We start from the raw sequence: 24,370 nt of genomic DNA on the forward strand, positions 1-24,370 counted from the left end.
TTGTTATCCCCCCCGGGGTTTGGTGGGCGGGGGGTTAATACGGGCCGGGGGGGGGGGCGGCGCGGGCGCCCCCCGCCCCTCCGTGTCGTCCGGGCCGAACCCGGCCGCTCCGGTCGTCGGACCGTTCGTCTCGGGCGTGGTCGGCTTGGATCAGACGTAGATTCCGTGCGCCGCGAGGTAGGCGACCGGGTTGATGTCGGAGCCGTACGCCGGGCCGGTGCGGACCTCGAAGTGCAGGTGCGGCCCGGTGGAGTTGCCGGTGGAGCCGGAGAGGCCGATCTGCTGGCCGGTGCTCACGGACTGGCCCACCGAGACGGAGATCGAGGACAGGTGCCCGTACTGCGAGTAGCGGCCGTCGGCGTGCTTGACGACGACCTGGTTGCCGTAGGCGCCGCCCCAGCCGGCGGTGACAACCGTGCCGGCGGTGATGGACTTCACGCTGGTGCCGGTGAAGACGGGGAAGTCGATTCCGCTGTGGCTGCCGCTGGACCAGTTGGATCCGGAGGCCCGGTATCCGGTGGTGTGGTTGCCCGGGACCGGGTGGACGTAGCTGGAGGCGGTGCTCGTGGCAGCCGGGGCGGCCGGCTGCGCGGCGTGGGCGCCGGTGGCGCCGAGCAGCGGCAGGGCGATGATGGCGCCGCCGGTGCTCACGGCGGCGACACCGCGGGCGATCAGGCTGGACTTGGTACGACGGTGCTTACCCGAGATGGGCATGATGCGCTTCCTCTCCGGCGCCTGCGAGGTGAGCTGTCGGGTTCGGGCTGGAGATGCCCGGCCGCGGCGAGCGCGACTTCACCCCGAGCCGACCGGTCTTCGCCGGTCGGCGGACTACCTGGTTCCCCCGCTCCTGCCACGCGTCGAGTGAGTGCGATATCCGGCCGGCGGCAGGATTGGGCGGCCCGTCCGGATTGACGGTGACCGTAGGCGAGCCGGAGACCGAGAACAAGCCGCCGATTCCGGAGAAGATTCCGCGCCGCGAATTCGGCGCGGAATTTCGGTCACCCTCCGTGGATCCGGGATCTTGAATTCCCGCGCCGCGTAAGGAATATCCGATCGGCCCGCCGGTACGCACGGTCACGGATATGATTCCGCTCACGAGAAGGAATCCCTCGACGGAATGAATTTGGACACACGCCAACAAATATCCTCAATACGGACATTCGGTCGATGTCGTGTACGGCGGAGCCCCTGCGGCCGCGCGTCGAGGTCCCCGCGCAACCCCGTCCGCAGCCCCGTCCGCAGCCCCCGGTGGAGAGCAGTACCGAACCGTGGTGCACCTCCCCCGCGTCCCGGCACACATAGGTCGCCGACGGGGCGGGCCCACGCAGCCGCAGGGCCGGCGGCCACGCCTCCCACCGCTGCCCGTCCAGCCACATCAGGACCACGGTCTTCTCCCCGTGGACGTACTGGACCGCGCCGAGGCCGCCGCGCGTCGATCGGCGTATCGGAGAGCAGCGCGTCGAGTTGCTCCCAGCGATACTCCCGGACATCACTCCGGGCGAGACCGAGAACCATTGGATGACAGAACTCCGTCCGCGTCCTTCCCGGAAATGCTGCACCCGGTCGGGGTGCGCGCGATAAAGATCACTTTCGACATTGACCATTTCTGGTTCGACACAAATTCCGAACTGTATGCCGAGCGCGTGCACTTCGTCAGCGCACGCCTCGATCGCGAAATCCCCGCATCCGAACATTTCCGCACATCATCAACCGTCACCGAGCGGCCGGGAAATGTCCACTGACAAAGAATCGGGGCAAATTCGCCTCGGAGGCACGGCGGTTGACACGGGCATCGACAGGGAGGAGGACGAAATGATTGCCTGAGGAACCGATGTCGTATCGTCGCAGGAGTGGCCTTGTCGGCGACTCGCACCGACGGCCGGACACCCCAGGAGTCACCGTGACGCAGCAACTGCCGCAGATCCCGCCGACGGAACCCGAGCTGGCGGGTGTCCGCAACTTCCGTGACGTGGGCGGCCTGCCCACCGCGGACGGCCGACGGGTGCGGTACGGGCGGCTCTTCCGCAGCGGGCATCTCGCGCACGCCACCGCCGAGGACACCGCCTTCCTGGCCGGTCTGGGACTGCACACCGTCTTCGACTTCCGCAACGCCGCCGACCGCCGGCTGGACGGGCTGGACGTGGAGCTGCCGGGCGTACGGAATCTCAGCATCCCGCTCTCCGACCCGGCGGACGGTGCAGAGTTCTGGCGGATGGTCCGCGACGGCGACCTGGACCAGCTGCGCTCGCTCCTCGCCGACGGGAAGGGGGCGAACCGGATGATCGCCTCGTACCGCTCGATCGTCCTGGAGCGCACCGCCGAGCACAGCCGGGTGCTGCACGCGCTGGCCGAGGACAGCGTTCCGGCGCTGATGCACTGCGCGGCGGGCAAGGACCGGGCCGGTCTGTCGATTGCCGTGTCGCTGCTCGCGGTCGGCGTCGAACGCGACGCCATCGAGGCCGACTACCTGAAGTCCAACGACGCGCACCGCCGTTACCGGATCCGCCGCAGCGACACCTCGGCGAACGGCGTGTCGGCCGAGGTGCTGGAACTGCTCAATCCGCTCTTCGGCGCGCACCGCGACTATCTCGCCGCGGCGTTCGCCACCATCGAGGAGACCTGGGGCGGCACGGAGCGCTATCTGGAGGAGGGCCTGGGGCTGTCCCCCGAGACCCGTGAGCGGCTGCGCGACCGGCTCCTCGAATCGGTCTGACGGCAGCCGCCCTCCGGTCGAGGTGGTCAGCCTTTGCCGGCCACCTCGAAGAGGATGTACAGGAAGGCCGCGAGGACGTGCCCGGCGATGAGATAGGCGAACAGCCGGATCACGACGCCGCGCGGGAACTTGCGCTCCTGGGCCTCGTACTTCTTGCTCGACCCCAGTGGGTCGAAGTTCTCTGAATCGGACATGGCAGTCCTCTCTGGCGACCGGCCGGGGGCCGGTCTCAGCGGCGGTGGATACCGTCGCCGAGGCACAGCTCGGCGGCGGGGCTCTGCAGCAGGGTGTGGACGAAGAGGAGCTCGGCACCCTCGCGGTCGACGGCCGAGAGCCGGTGCGGGGTGAGCGAGTCGTAGTGCGCACTGTCGCCGGGAGCGAGGTCGTGCACGGTGTCCCCGAGCGTGACCCGCAGATGCCCTGCGAGCACGTACAGCCACTCCTCACCGGGGTGAACGCGCACCAGGTCCCCCTCCGCGCCGTGCGGCACCCGGACGCGGAGCGCCTGCATCGCCCGGCCGGGGCTGCCGGCCCGTTGGTACTGCCAGCCGTCGGCCGCGGGGCCCTCGAACACGCCGCCGCGGATGACCGCTTCCCGTTCGGGAGGCCGCTCGCCGAGCAGTTCGGAGACCGTCGTACCGTAGATCCTGGCAAGACCGAGCAGCATCGGCAGCGAGGGCTGCCGCCGCCCCGTTTCCAGCCGGGAGAGGTGGGCGGGCGACAACCCGGCCCGCTGGGCGGCGGCCTCCAAGGTGAGACCGCGGCCACGACGCAGATCGCGCAGGCGCGGCGCGACCTCGGGCAGCTCGTCGGCCGCCGCTCCGTCCGGAGTGTTCATGTACCTATTGGGCCAAAATTTTTCCTGTCAGGCAAATTTCTTACCCGAGAGGCAAACCGCTGGGGCGCGGCCCACCGCGCCCGTCCGGACGAGGGGGCCGCGGCCGAGGTCAGCGGTGGGCGACGGCCTGTTTCACCAGGGTCCTGCCGAAGTCCCACATCAGTCCGCCGCCGCTGTGCGCCTCGTCCATGACGGCGGTGAACGCCGTGACGAACCGGTCGACCTCCGGCTCCCCGATCACCAGCGGCGGAATCAGCTTGATCACTTCCATGTGGTCGCCCGACACCTGGGTGAGGATGCGGTGCTTCCGGAGCAGGGGCACCACGACCATCTGCGCGAAGAGGCCCTTGCGGGCGGTCTGCAGCATCGTCCAGCGGCCGCGCAGCTTCAGTGACGAGGGCCGGCCGAACTCGATGCCGATCATCAGCCCGCGCCCGCGCACCTCGTGCAGCAGTTCGTACCGGTCGATCAGCGCCGCCAGCCGCTCGCGCAGCAGGTCGCCGGTGCGGCGCGCGCCCGCGACGACGTCCTCGTCCTCCATCACCGCGAGGACCGCGAGCCCGGCGGCCATCGCCTGCGCGTTGGAACCGAAGCTCGCGGAGTGCACCAGGACCCGGTCCATCGAGGAGTAGACCTTCCTGAAGATCCAGTCCTTGCCGAGCGTCGCCCCGACCGGTACATAGCCCCCGGAGAGAGCCTTGGCGACGCAGACCAGATCGGGTTCGACCCCCTCCTCGTGCTGGTACGCGTAGAAGTCGCCGGTCCTGCCGAGTCCGGTCTGCACCTCGTCGGCGATGAGCAGCGCCCCGTGCCGGTGCAGCAGCTCCTGCGCGGCCCGCAGGTAGCCGGGCGGCGCGGCGTGCACGCCCTTGCCCTGGATCGGCTCGACGACGAGCGCCGCGACGTCCCCGCGCCGCAGCTCGCGGCCCAGCGCGTCGAGATCGCCGAGCGGGACGGCGGTGTCCGGCAGCAGCGGCGCGAAGCCGTCCCGGAAGCCGCTCTCCCCGTTGACCGACAGCGAGCCGGCCGTCAGCCCGTGGAACGCGTGCGCGCAGTAGAGGACCCTGGGCCTGCCGGTGGCGTACCGGGCGAACTTCAGGGCGGTCTCCACGGCCTCCGTACCGCTGTTGCCGAAGAAGACCCGGTCCAGGTGCGGGCTGTGCGCCAGCAGCCGCTCGGCCAGCAGTCCGGGCAGCGGCTGACAGTCGAAGCGGGTGAGGTCGGCGAGCGAGGCGTCGAGGACATCGTGCAGCGCCCTGCGCACGACGGGGTGGTGGCGGCCGAGGCCCATCACCCCGAACCCGGCGAGCATGTCGAGGTAGTCGTTGCCGTCCGCGTCCCAGAAGTACGCGCCCTCGGCCCGTTCGTAGACCTTGTCGAAGCCGATGGTGCGCAGCATGCGGGGCAGCTGGTGATTGAGGTGCTTCGCGTGCAGCTCGTAGCGTTCGGCGCCACGCTCGGCGAGGAGCCGTGCCAGGTCGAAGCCCTTGGGTCCGTCGTCCTTCATTCCGTGCCCTCCTCGGTCCGTCCGGCCGCTCCCCGGCCGGCCAGGGCGGCGCTGATCCGCCCGGCGATCCCGACCGGCGTGAGGCCGACGTCCGCCAGCACCTCGGCGCGTCTGCCGTGGGCGAGGAACCGCTCGGGGATGCCGAACGTCCGCAGCGGTACATCGACCCCGGCGTCCCGCAGCGCCCGGCCGACCGCCCAGCCCACGCCGCCCGCCCGGCTGTTGTCCTCGGCGACGGCGACCAGCCGGTGCCGTTCGGCGAGCGGCGCGAGGTGCGCGTCGACGGGTTTGACCCAGCGCGGGTCGACGACGGTGCAGCGGATGCCGCGCCCGGCCAGCAGGCCGGCGGCGCCCAGGCACACCGGGGCGAGCGCCCCGACGGCCACCAGCAGGACGTCGGGGTCGTCCACCCGGTGCAGGACGTCCATGCCCCCGATCCGGCCGACGGCCTCGATCCGCTCCCCCACCGACTCCTTGGGGAACCGGATCACGGTGGGCGCGTCGTCGATGTCGACGGCCTCGCGGAGCTGGGTGCGCAGTTCGTCCGCGTCGCGCGGGGCGGCGATCCGCAGACCGGGGACGACCTGGAGCACGGACATGTCCCACATCCCGTTGTGCGACGGCCCGTCGGGGCCGGTGACCCCGGCCCGGTCGAGGACGAACGTCACCCCGCACCGGTGCAGTGCCACGTCCATGAGCACCTGGTCGAAGGCCCGGTTGAGGAAGGTGGCGTAGACGGCGACGACCGGGTGGAGTCCGCCGGTGGCCAGGCCGGCCGCGCAGACCGCGGCGTGCTGCTCGGCGATCCCGACGTCCCAGACCCGGTCGGGGAATGCCTGCGCGAACTTCGTCAGGCCGACGGGGTGCAGCATCGCCGCGGTGAGGGCCACGACGTCCGGCCGCCGCGCCCCGATCGCGGCGATCTCGTCCCCGAACACCGAGGTCCAGGACGGTGCTTCGGCCGGTACGAGCGGGGCGCAGGTCAGCGGGTCCATGGCGCCCACGGTGTGGAAGCGGTCCTCCTCGTCGAGCAGCGCGGGCGGGTACCCGCGGCCCTTCTCGGTGATGCAGTGCACCAGCACCGGTCCGTGGAAGCGCTTCGCCCGGTGCAGGACCGACTCGACCGCCGCGATGTCGTGGCCGTCGACCGGCCCGACGTACTTGAGACCGAGGTCCTCGAACATGCCCTGCGGGGCGAACGCGTCCTTGAACCCCTTCTTGGCGCCGTGCAGCGACTCGTACAGCGGCTGCCCGATGACGGGGGTCTGCTGGAGGACCTCCTTGCCCCAGGCGAGGAAGCGTTCGTAGCCGTCGGTGGTGCGGAGAGTGGCGAGGTGGTCGGCGAGGCCGCCGATCGTCCGGGCGTAGGAGCGCTCGTTGTCGTTGACGACGATGATCAGCGGCCGGCCCCGCGCCGCCGCGATGTTGTTGAGCGCCTCCCAGGCCATGCCGCCGGTGAGGGCGCCGTCGCCGATGACGGCCACGACGTGGTCGCTCCGGCCACGCACCTCGTCGGCCTTGGCCAGGCCGTCGGCCCAGCCGAGCACGGTCGAGGCGTGCGAGTTCTCGATGATGTCGTGCGCGGACTCCTCGCGGGACGGATAGCCGGACAGGCCTCCCTTGCCGCGGAGTTTGGAGAAGTCCTGGCGTCCGGTGAGCAGTTTGTGCACATAGCTCTGGTGACCGGTGTCCCACAGGATGCGGTCGGCGGGCGAGTCGAAGGCCCGGTGCAGGGCGATGGTGAGTTCCACCGCGCCCAGGTTGGGCCCCAGGTGGCCGCCGGTCCTCGCCACCGCCCGGATGAGGAACTCCCTGATGTCCCCGGCCAGTTCACCGAGTTGTGCCTCGCTCAGCGCCTTGAGGTCGCGCGGTTCCCGGATCCTCTCCAGAATCGTCACGCCCGGGCCCCCTCTCTCTGATTCCGTTCGGCTCACGCCGACGGGGACGACCGTGGTGGTGTCCCCGTGCCGTCCCTGCCCGTCCGCTCCCCGCCCGCGCCCGCGCCCGCGGCCGGCCGTACGCGCCGCGGCCGTCGACCGCGGCGGACACGTACCCGCCCGCCCGGCTCCGTCGCGGTCGCGGTGTCACCGGCTCCCGGCGATGGTCTCGCGCGCGGCGCGCAGGGACTCCTTCAGCGATCCCATGGTGGCGAGGACCGCGGTCGGCTCGTAGCCGCAGTGCGCCATGCAGTTGGCACAGCGCGGGTCCTTGCCGCGGCCGTACTTGTCCCAGTCCGTCTTCTCGATGAGTTCGCGGTACGTGGGGACGTATCCGTCGCTCATCAGGTAGCAGGGGCGCTGCCAGCCGAACAGCGAGTAGTTCGGGATCGCCCATGCGGTGCAGGGGAAGTCCGCCTTGCCCTCCAGGAAGTCCAGGAAGAGGGGCGAGTGGTTGAGCCGCCAGCGCGAGCGGTTGCCGCCTGCGAAGGACTTCTTGAAGAGTTCGCGGGTCTGCTCGACGCCGAGGAAGTGCTCCTGGTCGGGCGCCTTCTCGTAGGCGTAGGCGGGCGAGATCATCATCTCGTCGACCTTCAGGTCGTCGTTGAGGTAGTTGAGGACCTCGATGACGGTCTGCGGGGTGTCGGTGTTGAAGAAGGTGGAGTTCGTGGTGACCCGGAATCCGCGCCGCTTGGCCTCCTTGATGGCTGCCACCGCCTCGTCGAAGACGCCTTCCTTGGCGACCGATTCGTCATGGCGCTCGCGCAGTCCGTCGATGTGCACGGCGAAGGCGAAGAACGGGGAGGGCGAGAACTTGTCGATCTTCTTCCGCAGCAGCATGGCGTTGGTGCAGAGGAACACGTACTTCTTGCGTGCCACCAACTGCCGGACGATCTCGTCGATCTGCGGATGCATCAGCGGCTCGCCGCCCGCGATGGAGACCATCGGAGCGCCCGATTCGAGCACGGCGCCCACGGCCTGGGCAACCGGCATGCGCTGCTTGAGCACTCCCGCCGGATGCTGGATCTTCCCGCAGCCCTCGCACGCGAGGTTACAGGCGAACAGGGGCTCCAGTTCCACGATGAGCGGGAACTTGTCCCGCCTGCGGAGCTTCTGTTCCATGAGATACGTCGCAACCTTGATGGACTGACGGAGCGGCATGGCCATCTGGCTCACCTCCTGGGGAGCGGCAAAGATCGGTGCCATTCATAAAAAGCAGGCAGGACGGCACGGAGTACGCGGAAAGCCGATATTCCACCGCGTATCGTGCTGATACGGACGAGCTCATGCTCCGGGGCGTCGACGACCACCCGTACGGCCGCAACGGGGCGCGGCCCGGCCCGCAGCGCGGCGCCGAGGGTGGCGGCGGACTCCATGTCCACCGCGATCGCTCCGGTGGCCCGCAGCTCGGCCCGCTCGTGTCCCCGTACGACATGGGCGGAGCCGGTCAGCGGACCGGTGTGGACGGTGCGCCCGGGTACCGCCCGGGCGAGGGCCTCGGCGAGCAGCTCAGAGCCGGTGCAGACGGTCGGGTCTCCGGTGCCCCGGGTCTCGTCGGCGACCACCAGGTCCCCGGGGTGCATGCCGGGCGACAGTCCGGCGCAGAACCCGGCGGCGAGGACGGCCGTGCCGGGCGCCCGGCCCGTACCGAGCGCCCTGGTCACGGCCGCGTCGGCGGCCCTGGGACCCATGCCCGTGCAAAGGACGGACACCGGCCCCGGAGCCCCGCCGGCCCTGTCCCTGCCCCTGCGCAGCGCGAACCGCTCGATGCCGAGCGCGCAGGCGATCAGCAGCGGCGCCGTGGGACCGGCCGGCCGGGGGCCGTCGCCCATCAGGCCCCCTTGCGGCCGGCGAACGGTTCGCCGTGCACGTACCGCCCGAGCGCGGTCAGCGGGAAGACCTGACGGTAGAGGTGGTAGTTGATGGAGAAGTCCCACGGGAACCCGGTGCCGGTGAAGTACGGCTCGTCCCAGGAGCCGTCGGCCCGCTGCGTCCCGGTGAGCCAGGAGACGCCCCGCCGTACGGCCTCGGTGTCCCGTTGTCCCGCGGCGAGCAGCGCGAGCAGGGCCCACGCGGTCTGGGAGGCGGTGGAGGCGCCGTGGCCGATCCACTTCTCCTCGCGGTACGAGCGCAGGTCCTCGCCCCAGCCGCCGTCGTCGTTCTGCACGGACTCCAGCCAGGTGACGGCCCGGCGGATCGCCGGATGGGTGGCGGGCAGTCCTGCGACCACCAGTGCGGGCACCACCGACCCCGTGCCGTATACGTAGTTGACGCCCCAGCGGCCGAACCATCCGCCGTTCGCCTCCTGTTGGGCGAGCAGCCACTGGATACCGCGCCGGGCGGCGGGCCGGCCGGCCTGGCCCTCGACGGCGAGCATCTCCACCACGTGTCCGGTGACGTCGGCGGACGGCGGGTCGATGACCTCGCCGAAGTCGCAGAAGGGCAGCCGGTTGGGGAACGGGCTGGTGTTGTCCGCGTCGAACGCCCCCCATGCCCCGTTGCGGGACTGCATGCCGAGGTTCCAACGCACTCCGCGCGCGATGGCGTCCTCGACGCGCGAGGGGTCGGGGTGGCGGACCCGGCGCAGCGCGAGGACCACTTCGGCGGTGTCGTCGATGTCCGGGTAGTTGTCGTTGTGGAACTCGAACGCCCAGCCGCCCGGCGCGAGCCGGGGACGGCGTACGGCCCAGTCGCCCGGCCGGTCGATCTGTTCGCCGAGCATCCAGTCCGCGGCCTTCACGAGCGCCGGGTGGTCGGGGCGGACCCCGGCGTCGGCCAGCGCGATGGTGGCGAGGCAGGTGTCCCAGACCGGGGACTGGCACGCCTCGATCATCCGCGCGCCGTCCTCGCGCCAGACGGCGAACCGGTCGAGGGAGGCCAGACCGGCCCGCATCACCGGGTGGTCCAGGTCGTAGCCGAGCAGGTGCAGGGCGATGACGGAGTAGACGGCGGGAGGCTGGATGCCGCCCCAGCAGCCGTCGTTCTCCTGGCGTTCGACGATCCAGCGCGCCGCGTTGTTCATGGCGGCCCGGCGCAGCTTGCGCGGTGCGATCCGGTGGTAGAGGCGCAGCGCCTTGTCGAGGCGCTGGAAGAGGCCGTCCCAGCTGGCCGCGGGGGCGGTGCGCCGGGACGGGTTCGGGCTGTCCGGGTCGGTGTGGAGTTCGTCGAGCGGGAAGGGCGCGGGGCGTACCGGCCGCTTCGCCGAGACGATGGTGAGGGGCACGATGGTCTGGCGGGCCCAGCAGCCGAATTCGTAGATGTTGAGCGGGACCCACGTGGGGAAGAACATCAGCTCGGGCGGGAGCTGGGGAAGGTCCTCCCACTTCCACCAACCGAAGAGAGCGAGCCAGATGCGAGTGAAGACGCGGCTCTCGGCGATGCCGCCCTGTTCCCTGACCCAGCGTGCGGCGCGGGCCATGTGCGGTGCGTCGGGGGCGTCCCCGGCCAGCCGCAGGGCCACGTACGCCTCGATGGTGGCGGAGAGATCCGCGGGGCCGCCGTGGAAGGTGGCCCACGTGCCGTCGCCGCGTCGTTCGCCGCGGATGAAGCGGGCGGCCGCCCGGACGACGGACGGGTCCTGGATGCCGAGGAATTGACGGAGCAGCAGGTCCTCCGCGTCCATGGTGACGTTGGTGGCGAGGTCGCCCTTCCACCAGCCCTGCTGGTCCTGCCTGCCGAGAAGGTGCTCCACCGAGCGTTCCGCGGCGCGCCGCGCGGCTTCGAGCACGTCTTCCGCGGCGATGGTCGTATCGGTCGGATTGGTGGCCGTGGCCGCGCGGGGGTTCATGGCCCCTGCGCTTCCGTCGGTCGTCGCTGTCATGGCTTCCCCTTCGTGCAGTCTTGTCCTCTGCTGTGCTGGGGTCTCCGTCGGCCGGCGCCCGGTGGGGGCGCCGGCCGGCGACTGCGAGTCATATGGAGCAGATGGCGATCATCTCTTTCGTACGACGACGAAGTCCGCGAGCGCCGTGAGCTGCGCCCGCACGGTTTCCGGCATGTCGACGCGGTGCAGTGCCTCGACGGCGACCGCGTGCTGGCGACGCGCCTCCTGGGCGGTCCATTCGCGGCCGCCCGCCTCCTCGATGAGTGCCGCGCGGGCGGCGAACTCCTCCTCGGAGAAGCTGTCGAAATCGGTGCTCTTGGCGTCGGCGGCGAGCAGTTCGCCCAGCCGCCGCGAGGCCGGTCCGCCCGCCGCGAGCGCGGCGACGACCGGGAGGGACTTCTTGCGCTGGCGCAGGTCGCTCCACGTCTGCTTGCCGGTGGACTCGGGGTCGCCCCAGATGCCGAGCACGTCGTCGACGGCCTGGAAGGCGAGGCCGAGGTGGTAGCCGTACGCCTCCAGGGTGTCGGCGGTGCGGTCGTCGGCGCCGCCGAGGACGGCACCGATGGAGCAGGCGCAGGCGAGCAGGGCGCCGGTCTTGTTGCCCTCCATCTCCAGGCACTCCTCGACGGTGACCCGTTCGCGGTGCTCGTAGGAGATGTCCTGGGCCTGTCCGTCGATGAGCTTGCGGGTGGCGACGGTCAGCCGGCGGGTCGCGCGGCCCGCCTCGGAGGTGCCGAGCTCCAGCAGGACCTCGTTGGCGAGCGCGAACAACGCGTCGCCGACCAGGATCGCCTGGGCGGGGCCGTGCACCTTCCAGACCGTGTCGCGGTGGCGGCGCTGTTCGTCGCCGTCCATCAGGTCGTCGTGCAGCAGCGAGAAGTTGTGCACGAGTTCGACGGCCACGGCGCCGGGGACGCCTGCCTCGGGCGCGGCGCCCGCCGCCTCCGAGGACAGCAGGGCGAGCGCCGGGCGGACGGCCTTGCCGCCGTCGCCGGCCGAGGGCTGTCCCTCGGCGTCGATCCAGCCGAAGTGGTAGGCGGCGACGGTGTCCATGGGCGGTGCGAGCCGGTTCACAGCGGCCCGGAGCACCGGCGTGGAAAGGTCCCGTCCGCGCTCCAGAAGCGCGGTGACGTCCGTGGTGTCGGCCACGGTGTCGAAAGCCGGATTCGCCGGGGTCACTGACTCTCCTCTTGTTCCGGTGGTACTGCTCATGCCGCCTCCTGCAGCGGATGTTCATGGGAGCGGCCCAGCGCCCTCAGCGCGACGTCCGCGGCGCTGAACCCGCTGCGGACGGCGCCCTCCATCGTCGCGGGCCAGCCGGTGGCCGTCCACGCGCCCGCCAGGCCGAGGCCGGGGAGGCGGGTGCGGGCACCGGGCCGCAGTCGGCCGACGCCGGGCGCGGGGGCGAAGGTCGCCGCGCGTTCCCGGGTGACGAAGAAGTCCCTGATACCTGCGGTGCGGGCGGCCGGAAGGAGGCGCTCCAGCTCGGGCAGGTAGCGCCCTCGCAGTTCGGCCACGGGGAGGTCGATCTCCTCGTCCGCCGCGGACTGGGACACCGCGAGGTACTGCCCGGGGCCGGTGAGGCCGGATGCCTCCGTACGGTCGAAGACCCACTGCACCGGGGAGCCGAGCGCGGTGAAGAACGGGCGGCGCAACACCTTGCGGTCGTAGACCACGTGCACGTTCAGGATCGGTGAGGTGCCGATGTCGAGCAGCCGGTCCGGTGCGTCGATCGCTCCGGCGGGGAGCAGACCGTGGGTCTCGCGCTGCGGGACGGCGAGGACGACGGCGTCCGCGTCGATTGGTTCGCCGTCGGTGCCGACGCTCCAGCCGCCCTGCTCCATACGGGTGAGGGAGGTCGCCTTGGTGCGCAGTTCGACGCGGACTCCGACGGCGTCGAGTGCCGCGCGGGCGAGGGTGTCGTGGATCTCGCCGAGGGGTACGCCCGCCCAGCCGATGTCGGCGGCTCCGGGCTCCGAGAGGAGGCCGGTCTTGAAGACCTTCGCGGCCAGGGCCAGGGAGGAGTTCGGGGCGGTGGCGTTGAGCGTGGCGACGCCGACCAGGTCCCACAGCGCCTCGACGGTGCGCGGCGACTGACCGTGCCGGGCGAGCCAGCTGCCGAAGTCGACGGTGTCGAGGGCGGGATCCTCCGGGTCCAGGCGGCCCAGCGCGAGCGCGGCCCGTCCGACGCTCGCGCGTTCGGCGAGCGAGAGGTGGGGATAGCCGGCGAGTCCGGCCGCGAGGTGGAACGGCACCGGCAGGTCGTTGCGGCGCAGTCGTCCCAGCCGGGGCCCCGAGGGTCGGCCGATGTCGAGAACGGGCACGTCCAAACGGTTCTGCAGGGGCGCGAGGCTCGTGCCGCCGACGCGTTCGAGGAACCAGCGGTAGGCGGTGCAGCAGCGCAGGTAGACATGGTGTCCGTTGTCGACCGTCAGTTCGCCGCGCCGGAAGGAGAAGGCGAGTCCGCCGAGCCGGGGCCGCCCTTCGAGCAGGGTCACGTCGAGCCCGGCATCGGCCAGTCGCAGAGCGGCGGTGATGCCGGCGAGTCCGCCACCGATCACCACCGCGCGGGAGGAACGCAGGGCGTCGTCCGTCATGCGTCCTCCTTTCGTCGGGTCGCTTCAGTCAGGGACGCGTCGGTACGGCCGAAGGTTGAGCACGGAAGCCTGTCCGTGATGCACATGGTGCGCGAGATGTCCGTGCGCCGCATCAGACGCGCCTCCTGACCGTCCGTCGGGACACGTGCCGCGTGTCGAGTCCGGAGAGCCCGCGCACCGCGACGTACGCCTTCTCGTGGCCGGGCAGCGACACCCGGCCGCGCAGCACCGCGACGGGGTCGCGCTCGATGCGGTCGAGCAGCCGCCGGTAGATGCCCGCCATGGCCGCGACGCAGGCGCCGCTGCGCCGGTCCAGCATCGGCAGCAGCCGGTATCCCTCGGCGAACAGCGTGCGGGCCCGTCGGACCTCGAAGTGCACCAGCCCCGCGAAGTCGGCGCCGGACGGCGGGGTGGCCGCATGGAAGCCGGCCGAGCAGCCGAACTTGGCGAGGTCGTCGGCGGGCAGGTACGTACGTCCGTTGCCGGCGTCCTCGCGGACGTCGCGCAGGATGTTCGTCAGCTGGAGCGCGAGCCCGAGCGTGTCGGCGTACTCGGCAGCCCGTTCGGCGCCGGGGGCGCCCCGCTGGGTGCCGAAGACGCCCAGGCTGAGGCGGCCGATGGCGCCCGCCACGCAGCGGCAGTACACCTTGAGGTCGTCCCAGGTCTCGTACGTCGCGCCGCGCACGTCCATCAGAACGCCGTCGATGAGCTCGTCGAGCCCGCCGAGCGGGAGCGGGAACCGCCGTGCGGCGTCGGCGAGCGCGACGGCCACCGGATCGATGTCGTCCTCGTCGACCGCGCCGCCGCGGATCCGGTCCAGCACCTCGCGGGCGTTCTCCAGGCGTACCCGCTTCGTCTCCGGCGCGAGGTCGCCGTCACCGATGTCGTCGACCCGCCGGGAGAAGGCGTACAGCGCCGACATGGCCTGGCGCTTCTCGGCCGGCAGCAGCCTGATGCCGTACGCGAAGTTGCGCGCCTGCTGTCCGGTGACCGCCTCGCAGTATCTGTATGCGGCCTGTACCGGTGCCGACATGGGCGTCGTCTGTGCCTCCACGGTCCGGCTCACCCCTCTCCACGCGCTTTTCGCAAAACAACTCCCACTTCGCGCAGCAGGCTGGGCTTGGTGGGCTTGGGTGGTCCGGGCAGGACGTCGAACCCGGCGGCCGCGATCGCGGAGAGGGCGGCGCGCCCCCCTCCCACGAATCCGGCGAGAAGCAGCCTGAGCCTGCCGTGGACGCTACCCACCAGGGGGATGCCTTCATTCAGCAGTTCTTCGGCGCGTTCGGCCTCGTACGCGACCAGCGAACGCACCGACGCGCCCGCGGAGGGGGCGGCGAGGTCGGATTCACGGACGTGGAACCGGGCCATGTCGTCGGAGGGCAGGTAGATCCGGTCGCGCCCGAGGTCCTCGGCCACGTCCTGGAGGTGCTCGACGATCTGCAGGGCCGTGCAGACGGCGTCGGAGCGGCGGATCCGTTCGGGGCCGGCGGTGCCGGTGATCTGCAGGACGAGTCGGCCCACGGGGTTGGCGGAGAGCTCGCAGTAGGCCGCGAGCTCCTCGTACGTCCCGTAGCGGCGGACCTTCTGGTCCTGGCGGTTCGCCTCGATGAGGCCGAGGAAGGGTTCGGGGGTGAGCGCGCGGCGCCGCACGGTGGGGCGCAGCGCGCGCAGCAGGGGGTGGTGCGGGCCGTCGCCGGTGGTGGCGAAGACCCGGCGCAGGTCGGCCTCGAAGGCGTCGAGCAGGGCGAGCCGGTCGTCGGCCTGCTCGGGGGCGAGGCCGAGATGGCGGGCGTCCGCGCCGCCGGGTGCGAGGTCCCCGTCGCCGATGTCGTCGACGAGCCGGGCGTAGCCGTAGACGGCCATCAGGTCGTCCCGCCAGGCTCGCGGCAGGAAGAAGGGGGCCACGGGGAAGTTCTCGTCCGCGGCCTTGTCGAGAGTGGTGGGCACGGCCGCCGCGGGGCGGGCCTGCCGGGTGGGGGTCACCACGGACCACCCGGTGCCGGGAGGGGCGCTGGGACGGCGCGGACACCTCGGAGCTGGAGATCTTCCGTCATTGCCGTCACATCTCCCGTTCTACACTGCTGACCCAAAACATCCCATTCCGGACACGCCGCCCGTTCTGCCGAGTACGGAGCACGCCCGCGGGCCGTACGGCCAGGCGGTATCGCCCCACTTGCCACGAATCAGCACCGGTACAGCTTACGTTGTACGAGCCCGTCGGCACGGACGGGGTGTCGCGCACCGGCGGACACCACATCCCGCTCCGCCAACCTTCCCCGCGCTCAAGGATTTTGACGTCATCCGACGGGAGGAGATCTTGCCCGGCGCATACCGCCGGGCGTGCAGGACGCCCCGGCGGGCCCACGATCCGGACACCGAATCGGCCTTCGCCGGAGGGTTCCGGCGAAGGCCGATTCGGTGTGCCGCGGGAACGGGCTACTTGCCGGTCTCGCGCTCGTACGCCTTGAGGACCTCGTCGGTCGGACCGTCCATCAGCAACTCGCCCTTCTCCAGCCACAGCACCCGGTCGCAGGTGTCCCGGATGGACTTGTTGCTGTGGCTGACCAGGAAGACCGTGCCCGCCTCCTTGCGGAGTTCCCTGATGCGCTTCTCCGAGCGGATCTGGAACTTGCGGTCGCCGGTCGCCAGCGCCTCGTCGATCATGAGGACGTCGTGGTTCTTGGCGGCGGCGATGGAGAACCGCAGCCGGGCGGCCATGCCGGAGGAGTACGTCCGCATCGGCAGCGTGATGAAATCGCCCTTCTCGTTGATGCCGGAGAAGTCGACGATCTCCTGGTAGCGCTCGCGGATCTCCTCGCGCGACATGCCCATGGCCAGGCCGCCGAGCACCACGTTGCGTTCCCCGGTCAGATCGCTCATCAGCGCCGCGTTCACACCGAGCAGCGACGGCTGGCCGTCCGTGTACACCTTGCCGCTCTCGGTCGGGAGCAGGCCGGCGATGGCCCGCAGCAGCGTGGACTTGCCGGAGCCGTTCGTCCCGATGAGGCCGATCGCCTCGCCCCGGTATGCGGTGAAGGAGACACCGCGCACGGCGTGCACCTTCCGCACCCCGCGCCCCTCGCCCTTGTCGCGGCGCAGAATCCGGCTCAGCGCCGCGGTGGCGCTGCCCCTGCCTCCCCCGCCGCCGTTGACGCGATACACGATGTGCACGTCGTCGGCGATGACGGTGGGGACGCGCCCGGAAGTGTTGTCCTCAGCCACGGCCGTACCGCTCCTCCGCCTTCCAGAAGTACACGAAGCCCCCGACGCCGACGACGACCGCCCAGGCGAGCGCCACCATCCAGACGTGCGCCGGAAGATTCTCGGCGCCGTAGCCCTTGATCAGGGCGAAGCGCATCAGGTCCATGTAGATGGCCGCCGGGTTGTACTGGAGCACATCGGCGATCCAGGCCGGCTTGTCCGCGAGCATCACCGGGATGGAGAACATGACGCCCGACGCGTACATCCAGGTCCGCATGATGAACGGCATCAGCTGGGCGAGGTCGGGGGTCTTGCTCCCGAGCCTGGCCATGATCAGCGCCAGTCCGGTGTTGAAGACGAACTGAAGGGCCAGCGCCGGGAGGACCAGCAGCCAGGACAGGCTGGGGTAGCCGCCGAAGGCGACGGCCACGACGGCCAGCACGATCATCGAGTACAGCAGCTGCTGGAGCTGCTGGAGCGAGAAGGAGACCGGCAGCGAGGCCCGGGGAAAGTGCAGGGCCCGGACCAGCCCCAGGTTGCCGGAGATCGCCCGCACACCGGCCATCACCGAATTCTGGGTGAAGGTGAAGACGAAGACGCCGGTCACCAGGAACGGGATGAAGACCTCCTGGGTCATTCCCCTCCTGGTCCCCAGGATCAGCCCGAAGATCAGGTAGTAGACGAGGGCATTGAGCAGCGGTGTGGCCACCTGCCACAGCTGGCCCAGCTTCGCCTGGCTGTACTGGGCGGTCAGCTTGGCCCGGGAGAACGCCACGATGAAGTGGCGCCGCCCCCAGAGCTGGCGGATGTACTCGATGAGCCCGGGCCGGGCGCCGCTCACCGTCAGGCCGTGCTTGGCGGCCCTCTCGGCCGCGCTCAGGCCGTCGTCGGCGGATGGTGCGGCGCCCAGGGCGACCGCACCATCGTGGGTTGTGTCACTCACCAGAATGAAACTCTCGTATTCAACATGCGCGGCCGGTCGCGGGCGCGGCTCGGAGCGGACAGGTCCCGTGGAGACGGAGGTACAGAGGAGTCGTCCCCCATGCTCTCAGAGAGGAGACTCTCAGATCACCGGAGGTCGGCCGAGCCTGGTCAGCCGCCATACCGTGCGCCACTTCATCGGACGACGGGTGCCGCACGGAGTGGACCAGCCCTCCTTGAAGCCGCCGAACCACGCCTTCAGGGCCGGACCGGAGGGCTTGCGCACCAGGGTCAGCAGCAGCCACACGCCGAGGTAGACGGGGACCAGGGGCGCGGGCAGATTGCGACGCGCCAGCCAGACCCGGTTGCGGGCCACCATCCGGTGGTACACCGCGTGCCGCGAGGGAGCCGTCGTCGGGTGGTCGAGGACCATGTCCGCGCGGTAGTCGATCATCCAGCCGGCGTCCAGCGCCCGCCAGGCGAGGTCGGTCTCCTCGTGCGCGTAGAAGAACTGCCCGGGCAGCGGCCCGACCTCGGCGAACACCTTGGTGCGCACGGCGTTGGCGCCGCCGAGGAAGGTCGTCACCCGCGAGGAGCGCATCGGGTCGGACGCGCGCAGGCGCGGCACGTGGCGCCGCTGGGTGGCGCCGGTGTCCGGGTCGGCGATGCGGAAGCTGATGATCCCCAGCCGGGGGTCGGCCTCGAACGCCTGCCGGCACAGCTCGGCGGTGTCGGTGAGCGGCAGCAGCCCGTCGTCGTCGAGGAAGAGCAGGGCGTCCACATCGGCACCGGACGGGCCGAACGCCTCGATCCCGACATTGCGTCCGCCGGGGATGCCCAGGTTCTCGGGCAGCTCCACGGTGCGTACGCCCGCGGGGACGTCGGGCACGGGGGCGCCGTTGCCGACGACGACCACCTCGATCCGGTCGCCCTCCTGCTCGGCGACCGAATCCAGGAGGGCCCGCAGTTCCTCGGGTCGGTTGCCCATCGTGATGACGACCGCGCCGAGCTTCATCGATGTGCTCACTTCAACCTGCTCGACGCGAGGATCGACACGAGATGCAGAAGGGTCTGCAGCAGCGCGATGCCGGCCAGGACCGCGACCAGGAGACGGCTGACGAACAGGTCGTCCCTGACCGCGTCGAACACCGCCGCCACCAGGACCACCAGGGACGCCTCGACGCCGAGGATCAGGCGGTGGAACTTGAGCGCGGCGGCGGCCCGCCGGGCGAGCGCCATGCCGGACGAGCGCGGCTCGGAGGCGGCCTCCTTGACCGGCGGCAGTCCGCCCTGATGGCGCGCGACACCGACGAGGTCGGTCTCGGCCTTGATCAGGATGGCGCCGAGGGCCGCGAGGGTGCCCAGGAAGGCCCACAGCCAGTCGATCCGTCCGTGGCCCCACAGGTCTGCGGCGCGCAGACCGAAGCCGACGAGGACGGCCGCGTCGCAGAGGTACGCGCCGACCCGGTCCAGGTAGACCCCGCCCAGCGAGAACTGCTTCTTCCAGCGGGCCACCTCGCCGTCGACGCAGTCGAGCAGCAGGTAGAGCTGGACCATCAGCACGCCGAGCAGCGCCCCGGGGATGCCCGGGACGAGCAGGGCCGGCGCGGCGAGCACGCCCGCGACGGTCATCACGTAGGTCAGCTGGTTGGGCGTGATCCGGGTGTTCACCAGGTGCCGGTCCACGCGCAGGGAGATCTCGCGCATGTAGAGCCGCCCCGCCCAGTGCTCACCACTGCGCCGGTCCTTCACGCCCGGGGGGTGCACGACCGGGCGGAGTTCAGCTATCGATGGCTTTTGCATAGTCGGCGTACGCGTCCCTGATCTGGTCGGTGGACAGGTTGAGGTGTTCGAGGATCGTGAAGCGTCCCGGACGGGTCTGCGGGGCGTATTCGACGGCGCGGACGAACTCGTCGGCGGTGAAACCGATCTCTTCGGGCCGGACGGGCAGGCCGTGCCGACGCAGCACGGCCGCCATGAGCAGCGACTCCTCGCGCGCACCGCGCAGGTGCATGGCGAAGCAGGCGCCGAGGCCGACCTGCTCGCCGTGGCTGGCCGCACGCTTGGGGTACAGCAGGTCGAAGCCGTGGTTGATCTCGTGGCAGGCGCCCGAGGCGGGCCGGGAGTCTCCTGCCACCGACATGGAGATGCCGGTCAGCACGAGGCCCTCGGCCAGCACCGTGAGGAAGCCGTCGTCGCCGATCCCGCCGGGGTGGCGCAGGACGGCCTCGCCGGCCTGCCGGGCCATGGCCGCGGCGAGGCCGTCGACCTTCTCGCCCCTGACGTCGCGGGCGAGCTCCCAGTCGGCCACGCAGGAGATGTTGGAGACCGCGTCGCCGATGCCGGAGCGCACGTAGCGGGGCGGTGCCTGGCGGACGATGTCGAGGTCGATGACGACGGCGATCGGGGTCGGGACCCCGTAGGAGCCCCGGCCGTTGTCGTTGTCCAACGTCGCGACCGGCGAGCAGAGCCCGTCGTGGGCGAGGTTCGTCGCCACCGCGACCATGGGCAGCCCCACGCGCGCGGCGGCGTACTTCGCCACGTCGACGATCTTGCCGCCGCCGAGGCCGACCACTGCGTCGTACCGGTTGCCCTTGATGTCGTCGGCGAGCTTGACCGCCGAGTCGAGGGTGCCGTCGGCGACCGGGTACCAGTGGGCCCCTGGCAGTGCGGGGGCCAGCCGTTCGCGCAGCACGCGCCCCGACCCGTCGCTGATCGCGACGGCGAGCTTGCCGGAGGCGGAGATCCGCTGGTCGGCGAGGAGGCCGGCCAGGTCGTCCAGGGCGCCGCGGCTGATGTCGACGACGACCGGGGACGGAATGAGCCGGGTCAGTACTGGCACGCGATCTCACGGCCCTTCGCGAGGTCGTCGTGGTTGTCGATCTCGACCCACGCCACCTCGCCGATGGGGGCCACGTCGACGGTGAAGCCGCGGTCGACGAGTTCCTGGTAGCCGTCCTCGTAGTAGAGGTCCGGGTCGCGCAGATACGTCGCCTTCAGGGCGTCGGCGAGGTCGGCGGCGGCCTCCGGCTCGATGAGGGTGACGCCGATGTACTCGCCGGTCGCGGTGGCCGGGTCCATCAGCTTGGTGATGGAGCGCACACCCCGGCCGTCCTCGGTGACGACCTTCATCTCCTCGTCGGCGAGGCGCTTCACGGTGTCGAGCGCCAGGATGATCTTCTGCCCGTTGCCGCGGGCGGCGAGCAGGGTCTTCTCGACGGAGACGGGGTGGACGGTGTCGCCATTGGCCAGGATGACGCCGCGGGCGAGGACGTCGCGGGCGCACCACAGGGAGTAGGCGTTGTTCCACTCCTCGGCCTTGTCGTTGTCGATCAGGGTGAGGGCGAGGCCGTACTTCTCCTCGAACTCGGCCTTGCGGGCGTACACGGCCTCCTTGCGGTAGCCGACGACGACGGCGGCCTCGGTGAGGCCGATCTCCGCGAAGTTGGCCAGCGTGAGGTCCAGGACCGTCTTCTCGCCGTCCACCGGCACGAGGGCCTTCGGGAGCGTGTCGGTGTAGGGGCGCAGTCGCCGTCCGGCACCGGCTGCCAGTACGAGGCCGATCATGCGGGTTCTCCTTCGTCGTGAACGGCGGGTGCTCCGGAGGACACCCAGAAGCGGATGGACTCCACGAGCACCACCAGTGCCACGGCCACCGCGAACGCGGTGAGTGCCATGGTGAACGCTGAATGCCGGGTGAGTACGGCGGCGAGTACGGCCACCACCAGGGTGCGGCCCTCGTGCCCGCCGATCGTGCGCACCAGCCACCGGGGCGGCGCGCCGGTGCCTCCGCGAATGCGGTAGACGGTGTCGTAGTGATGGTAGGCGACGGCCGAGACCAGCCCGAAGGCCGCGGGAAGCGCCCCCGGGACGTCGCTGCGGGCGGCGAGAATCAGGACGGTGCTGTACTCGGCCGCCCTGAATATCGGGGGTACGAGCCAGTCCAGGGTGCCCTTGAGGGGGCGGGAGACGGCCATGCCGGAGAACATCGCGTACACGACGGCCGCGAGGATGGTGTGCCAGCTCCCGAAGGGCTGCGTGAGCGCGGAGGCGATCATGAGCGCTCCGGCGAGCAGGGCCGCGACGGGGGCGTTCCAGCTGCCGCCGAGCCTGCGACCGAACGCCGCGACGGCCTGGGCGAGCGGGCCGGAGTCGGCGAGGTCGGCCAGGGCTTGGGCGGCCCGGTCGGTGCGCTCGGCCCTGCGGGTCAGCGAGCGCAGCAGCCGGCCCGCGGTGGTGTAGCAGGCGGCGAAGGCGCAGCCGACGAGCAGGGCGTAAAAGACGATCCGGGGCGTGGTCGCCGCGGTGAGCACCGCGATCATGGCCCAGCGCTCCCCGATCGGCAGCACTATCATCCGGCGCAGCCACACCGTCCAGCCGACGCTGTCGAGCCGGTCGGAGAGGGCGGCTGTGGGGCTGGAATTGCCCACCGCGTCGTGGTTGGCCTCGTTGAACGAGAAGTCGACGACGTGCCGGCAGGTCTGGAGGACCATGGCGCCGAGCGCCAGCGCCCAGACGTCGTCCCCGCCCCGGGCGGCTCCGAGGGCGAGCCCGGCGTAGTACGCGTACTCCTTGGCCCGGTCGAAGGTGGCGTCCAGCCAGGCGCCCAGCGTCGAGTACTGGAGCGAATAGCGGGCGAGCTGCCCGTCGGTGCAGTCCAGGACGAAGGAGAGGAGCAGCAGCACCCCGGCCGTGACGAAGCCCGCGCGGGTGCCGGTGGCCGCGCTGCCGGCCGCGATCAGGGCGGTCAGCAGGGACGCGGTGGTGACCTGGTTGGGGGTGAGCCCACGCCGCGCGCACCAGCGGGCGATGTAGCGGGAGTAGGGGCTGATGAAGAACGTGGTGAAGAAGCCGTCGCGGGACTTCACGGCGCTGCGCAGCCGCACCGCCTCGTCGTCGACGGCCGCGACGGCGCTCTCCGCCTCGGCGCGCGCGGGCGCGTCGGACGGAACGACGGCGACCAGCGAGCCCAGCTCGGGGCGCTGCACGGGCGTGCCCTCGGCGTCCAGCAGGCCGGCGACGCGGCCCGGCAGGGTGTGGTCGGTGACCGTCGTCACGGTCGTGCCGGGGGCTGCGGCGCCGCCGGACGCGGCGGCGGTCCCCAGGGCCCGGACGAGCGCGGGGCGGGCCTGCGGCTGCGCGGTGAGCGCTCCGGGGACCGCGGCTGCGGGGAAGCGCGGGTCGGTCAGTCCGAGCCGGAGGGCGTGGACGTGACCGACGAGGCGCGGGTCGACCAGAGCGACGCGGCGGTCGGCGGGAACGGCCGCGAGGAGCCGTGCGGCCTCGGTCGCGTCGGCGGCGGCCTGTACGTCGAAGCCCAGTGACCGCAGATCGTCCGCGAGCGAGGATCCGGGTACCGGAGCACCGGTGAGGATGGCGGTCGACAGACGAACTCACTCCTTGGTGCTGACGGGGTCGGCGCGCTGCAACGCGGCCCGGAAGCGGGCCGACGGCACGTCGGCAGAGGCTATCGGATGAACGGAAGCGGGAGTTCACCGCCCGTTCGAGCTCCGTTGGGGGGCGGACCGGCATCATCCGGCACTGCCCGCGATCATCATCGTCGATCCCCGCCTCGACTGACAAAACGCGGTGGCACGGAACCGGGCCTTCCCGCCCGGATCGGGCGGGGACGCTCCCACCGGGGACGAAGCAGCCCGGCCGCGACGCCCCGGGCCCCGCCCGTCGCGGTGTGCGCGGGACCGCCCGGCCGCTCCGGGACGGCGGTGCCGCCGCCGGGGGCACACCCTAGGCTGGTCCGATGACATGGCTGATCACAGGCGGGGCGGGGTACATCGGCGCACACGTGGTGCGGTCCATGGCGGAGGCCGGTGAGCGGGTCGTCGTCCTCGACGACCTGTCGACCGGCGTCGCCGGACGGCTCCCGGCCGCTGTGCCGCTGGTCGAGGGCTCGGTGGCCGACCGCGCGCTGCTCGACGAGGTGCTGGAGCGGCACGCGGTGACGGGTGTGGTGCATCTCGCGGCGAAGAAACAGGTCGGGGAGTCCGTCGAGCGGCCGCTGCTGTACTACCGGGAGAACCTGGCCGGGCTGACCACGCTGCTGGAGGCGGTCGTCGCCGGCGGGGTGCGGAGCTTCCTGTTCTCCTCCTCCGCCTCCGTCTACGGCGTGCCGGATGTGGAACTGATCACCGAGGAGACGCCCTGCGCCCCGATCAGCCCGTACGGCGAGACGAAGCTCGCCGGGGAGTGGCTGGTCCGCGCGACCGGGCGGGCGCACGGGCTGTCCACCGCCTGCCTGCGCTACTTCAACGTGGCCGGGGCGGCGGCGCCGGAACTGGCGGACACGGGCGCCTTCAACGTGATCCCGATGTTCTTCGAAAGGCTGACCCGGGGCGAGGCCCCCCGGATCTTCGGTGACGACTACGCCACCCCCGACGGCACCGGAGTCCGCGACTACATCCACGTCGCCGACCTCGCCGAGGCGCATCTGGCCGTCGCCCGGAGCCTGGCCGCACGGGCCGAAGGCGACGCCGGTGACCTGACCGTGAACATCGGCCGCGGCGAGGGGGTGTCGGTGCGGGAGATCGCCGATCTCGTGAGCGAGATCACCGGGCGGCACACGCCGGCCGTGGTCGAGGCGCGCCGCCCCGGCGACGGTGCGAAGGCCGTCGCGTCCGCCGCCCGGATGTCCGGGGACCTCGGGTGGACGGCCCGGCACGACGTGCGCGAAATGATCGAATCCGCCTGGGCCGGCTGGTGCTTCCAGCATCCCGAGGCGCGCGCGAACTGACCTTCCGGCGATCGCTCCACCGCCCTGACCTGCAAGCATTTTCGCAGGTCAGGGCACATGACAACGGTGTTCAGTGCCGTGTTGCCCG

21 protein-coding genes, 1 pseudogene and 1 riboswitch are annotated in these 24,370 nt (G+C 71.3%); of the genes and pseudogenes, 2 read left to right on the forward strand and 20 right to left on the reverse strand.

What is annotated here, in order from left to right; translation table 11 throughout:
- Positions 1–150 precede the first annotated feature (150 nt).
- Positions 151–714, reverse strand: coding sequence for a M23 family metallopeptidase (locus ACFYXM_RS02765; RefSeq protein WP_389286198.1), 564 nt, complete (start codon positions 712–714; stop codon positions 151–153).
- 5 nt (positions 715–719) lie between these two features.
- A riboswitch (cyclic di-AMP (ydaO/yuaA leader) is annotated at positions 720–874 on the reverse strand.
- A gap of 218 nt (positions 875–1,092) precedes the next feature.
- Positions 1,093–1,670 (reverse strand): annotated as a pseudogene (locus ACFYXM_RS02770) (alpha-galactosidase); the annotation flags it as partial.
- 230 nt (positions 1,671–1,900) lie between these two features.
- Between ACFYXM_RS02770 and ACFYXM_RS02775 the strand changes: the two are divergent.
- The gene (locus tag ACFYXM_RS02775) at positions 1,901–2,713 is read left to right on the forward strand and encodes a tyrosine-protein phosphatase (RefSeq protein ID WP_389286199.1); all 813 of its coding nucleotides are present in this window, start codon (positions 1,901–1,903) and stop codon (positions 2,711–2,713) included.
- Positions 2,714–2,739: 26 nt separating this feature from the next.
- Here ACFYXM_RS02775 and ACFYXM_RS02780 read toward each other — a convergent pair whose 3' ends face one another.
- The 18 genes from ACFYXM_RS02780 to ACFYXM_RS02865 all read right to left on the reverse strand — a co-directional run bounded on the left by ACFYXM_RS02780 (position 2,740) and on the right by ACFYXM_RS02865 (position 22,771).
- The gene (locus tag ACFYXM_RS02780) at positions 2,740–2,907 is read right to left on the reverse strand and encodes a DUF6126 family protein (protein ID WP_389286201.1); all 168 of its coding nucleotides are present in this window, start codon (positions 2,905–2,907) and stop codon (positions 2,740–2,742) included.
- A 35-nt stretch (positions 2,908–2,942) separates the two neighbouring features.
- Positions 2,943–3,551: a helix-turn-helix domain-containing protein gene (locus tag ACFYXM_RS02785; protein ID WP_389286203.1), complete on the reverse strand. Its 609-nt coding sequence runs from the start codon at positions 3,549–3,551 to the stop codon at positions 2,943–2,945.
- A 109-nt stretch (positions 3,552–3,660) separates the two neighbouring features.
- Positions 3,661–5,058, reverse strand: coding sequence for an aspartate aminotransferase family protein (locus ACFYXM_RS02790; RefSeq protein ID WP_389286204.1), 1,398 nt, complete (start codon positions 5,056–5,058; stop codon positions 3,661–3,663).
- Positions 5,055–6,956 (reverse strand): 1-deoxy-D-xylulose-5-phosphate synthase, encoded by a 1,902-nt coding sequence (gene dxs / locus ACFYXM_RS02795; protein ID WP_389286205.1) that lies wholly within the window; start codon positions 6,954–6,956, stop codon positions 5,055–5,057. Before dxs ends, ACFYXM_RS02790 begins: the two co-directional genes overlap by 4 nt.
- 186 nt (positions 6,957–7,142) lie before the next feature.
- Positions 7,143–8,162: an adenosyl-hopene transferase HpnH gene (gene hpnH / locus ACFYXM_RS02800; RefSeq protein ID WP_389286207.1), complete on the reverse strand. Its 1,020-nt coding sequence runs from the start codon at positions 8,160–8,162 to the stop codon at positions 7,143–7,145.
- Between the two features lie 5 nt (positions 8,163–8,167).
- Positions 8,168–8,827 carry a 1-hydroxy-2-methyl-2-butenyl 4-diphosphate reductase gene (locus ACFYXM_RS02805; RefSeq protein WP_389286209.1) on the reverse strand — a complete coding sequence of 220 codons (660 nt, stop codon included), beginning with the start codon at positions 8,825–8,827 and terminating at the stop codon, positions 8,168–8,170.
- On the reverse strand, positions 8,827–10,815 hold the full coding sequence (gene shc / locus ACFYXM_RS02810; RefSeq protein WP_389286211.1) for a squalene--hopene cyclase: 1,989 nt from the start codon (positions 10,813–10,815) through the stop codon (positions 8,827–8,829). Before shc ends, ACFYXM_RS02805 begins: the two co-directional genes overlap by 1 nt.
- Positions 10,816–10,923: 108 nt before the next feature.
- Complete coding sequence (locus tag ACFYXM_RS02815; RefSeq protein ID WP_389286213.1) at positions 10,924–12,027, reverse strand: polyprenyl synthetase family protein; 1,104 nt, start codon at positions 12,025–12,027, stop codon at positions 10,924–10,926.
- Positions 12,024–13,412 carry a hydroxysqualene dehydroxylase HpnE gene (hpnE, locus tag ACFYXM_RS02820; RefSeq protein WP_389286215.1) on the reverse strand — a complete coding sequence of 463 codons (1,389 nt, stop codon included), beginning with the start codon at positions 13,410–13,412 and terminating at the stop codon, positions 12,024–12,026. The genes ACFYXM_RS02815 and hpnE overlap by 4 nt, the downstream gene beginning before the upstream one ends.
- 112 nt (positions 13,413–13,524) lie before the next feature.
- A complete protein-coding gene (gene hpnD / locus ACFYXM_RS02825; protein WP_389286217.1) occupies positions 13,525–14,445 on the reverse strand; it encodes a presqualene diphosphate synthase HpnD in 921 nt (306 codons plus the stop codon).
- A gap of 29 nt (positions 14,446–14,474) precedes the next feature.
- The gene (hpnC, locus tag ACFYXM_RS02830) at positions 14,475–15,395 is read right to left on the reverse strand and encodes a squalene synthase HpnC (protein WP_389286557.1); all 921 of its coding nucleotides are present in this window, start codon (positions 15,393–15,395) and stop codon (positions 14,475–14,477) included.
- 453 nt (positions 15,396–15,848) lie between these two features.
- Positions 15,849–16,634, reverse strand: a complete 786-nt coding sequence (locus tag ACFYXM_RS02835; protein ID WP_073781367.1) for an ABC transporter ATP-binding protein — start codon at positions 16,632–16,634, stop codon at positions 15,849–15,851.
- Complete coding sequence (locus ACFYXM_RS02840) at positions 16,627–17,556, reverse strand: ABC transporter permease (protein ID WP_389286219.1); 930 nt, start codon at positions 17,554–17,556, stop codon at positions 16,627–16,629. The genes ACFYXM_RS02835 and ACFYXM_RS02840 overlap by 8 nt, the downstream gene beginning before the upstream one ends.
- A 120-nt stretch (positions 17,557–17,676) precedes the next feature.
- A complete protein-coding gene (locus ACFYXM_RS02845) occupies positions 17,677–18,549 on the reverse strand; it encodes a glycosyltransferase family 2 protein (protein WP_389286559.1) in 873 nt (290 codons plus the stop codon).
- Positions 18,550–18,557: 8 nt separating this feature from the next.
- The gene (locus ACFYXM_RS02850) at positions 18,558–19,337 is read right to left on the reverse strand and encodes a CDP-alcohol phosphatidyltransferase family protein (RefSeq protein WP_389286221.1); all 780 of its coding nucleotides are present in this window, start codon (positions 19,335–19,337) and stop codon (positions 18,558–18,560) included.
- Positions 19,315–20,376: an iron-containing alcohol dehydrogenase family protein gene (locus ACFYXM_RS02855; protein WP_389286223.1), complete on the reverse strand. Its 1,062-nt coding sequence runs from the start codon at positions 20,374–20,376 to the stop codon at positions 19,315–19,317. Before ACFYXM_RS02855 ends, ACFYXM_RS02850 begins: the two co-directional genes overlap by 23 nt.
- Positions 20,364–21,101: a sugar phosphate nucleotidyltransferase gene (locus tag ACFYXM_RS02860; RefSeq protein ID WP_389286225.1), complete on the reverse strand. Its 738-nt coding sequence runs from the start codon at positions 21,099–21,101 to the stop codon at positions 20,364–20,366. Before ACFYXM_RS02860 ends, ACFYXM_RS02855 begins: the two co-directional genes overlap by 13 nt.
- On the reverse strand, positions 21,098–22,771 hold the full coding sequence (locus ACFYXM_RS02865; RefSeq protein ID WP_389286561.1) for a DUF5941 domain-containing protein: 1,674 nt from the start codon (positions 22,769–22,771) through the stop codon (positions 21,098–21,100). The genes ACFYXM_RS02860 and ACFYXM_RS02865 overlap by 4 nt, the downstream gene beginning before the upstream one ends.
- Positions 22,772–23,292: 521 nt before the next feature.
- On the opposite strand from ACFYXM_RS02865, the gene galE reads away from it, so the two are divergent.
- Positions 23,293–24,282 carry a UDP-glucose 4-epimerase GalE gene (gene galE, locus ACFYXM_RS02870; RefSeq protein WP_389286228.1) on the forward strand — a complete coding sequence of 330 codons (990 nt, stop codon included), beginning with the start codon at positions 23,293–23,295 and terminating at the stop codon, positions 24,280–24,282.
- Positions 24,283–24,370: the final 88 nt, after the last annotated feature.

Source organism: Streptomyces sp. NPDC002476 (assembly GCF_042889785.1).
Taxonomy (GTDB): Bacteria; Actinomycetota; Actinomycetes; order Streptomycetales; family Streptomycetaceae; genus Streptomyces.

What these genes read in the sequence shown, in the direction of transcription:
- ACFYXM_RS02765 (WP_389286198.1), bottom strand. Translation starts at nt 714, where the DNA reads ATGCCCATCTCGGGTAAGCACCGTCGTACCAAGTCCAGCCTGATCGCC.
- ACFYXM_RS02780 (WP_389286201.1), bottom strand. Translation starts at nt 2,907, where the DNA reads ATGTCCGATTCAGAGAACTTCGACCCACTGGGGTCGAGCAAGAAGTAC.
- ACFYXM_RS02785 (WP_389286203.1), bottom strand. Translation starts at nt 3,551, where the DNA reads ATGAACACTCCGGACGGAGCGGCGGCCGACGAGCTGCCCGAGGTCGCG.
- ACFYXM_RS02790 (WP_389286204.1), bottom strand. Translation starts at nt 5,058, where the DNA reads ATGAAGGACGACGGACCCAAGGGCTTCGACCTGGCACGGCTCCTCGCC.
- hpnH (WP_389286207.1), bottom strand. Translation starts at nt 8,162, where the DNA reads ATGGCCATGCCGCTCCGTCAGTCCATCAAGGTTGCGACGTATCTCATG.
- ACFYXM_RS02805 (WP_389286209.1), bottom strand. Translation starts at nt 8,827, where the DNA reads ATGGGCGACGGCCCCCGGCCGGCCGGTCCCACGGCGCCGCTGCTGATC.
- shc (WP_389286211.1), bottom strand. Translation starts at nt 10,815, where the DNA reads ATGACAGCGACGACCGACGGAAGCGCAGGGGCCATGAACCCCCGCGCG.
- ACFYXM_RS02815 (WP_389286213.1), bottom strand. Translation starts at nt 12,027, where the DNA reads ATGAGCAGTACCACCGGAACAAGAGGAGAGTCAGTGACCCCGGCGAAT.
- hpnE (WP_389286215.1), bottom strand. Translation starts at nt 13,412, where the DNA reads ATGACGGACGACGCCCTGCGTTCCTCCCGCGCGGTGGTGATCGGTGGC.
- hpnD (WP_389286217.1), bottom strand. Translation starts at nt 14,445, where the DNA reads ATGTCGGCACCGGTACAGGCCGCATACAGATACTGCGAGGCGGTCACC.
- ACFYXM_RS02845 (WP_389286559.1), bottom strand. Translation starts at nt 18,549, where the DNA reads ATGAAGCTCGGCGCGGTCGTCATCACGATGGGCAACCGACCCGAGGAA.
- ACFYXM_RS02850 (WP_389286221.1), bottom strand. Translation starts at nt 19,337, where the DNA reads ATGCAAAAGCCATCGATAGCTGAACTCCGCCCGGTCGTGCACCCCCCG.
- ACFYXM_RS02860 (WP_389286225.1), bottom strand. Translation starts at nt 21,101, where the DNA reads ATGATCGGCCTCGTACTGGCAGCCGGTGCCGGACGGCGACTGCGCCCC.
- galE (WP_389286228.1), top strand. Translation starts at nt 23,293, where the DNA reads ATGACATGGCTGATCACAGGCGGGGCGGGGTACATCGGCGCACACGTG.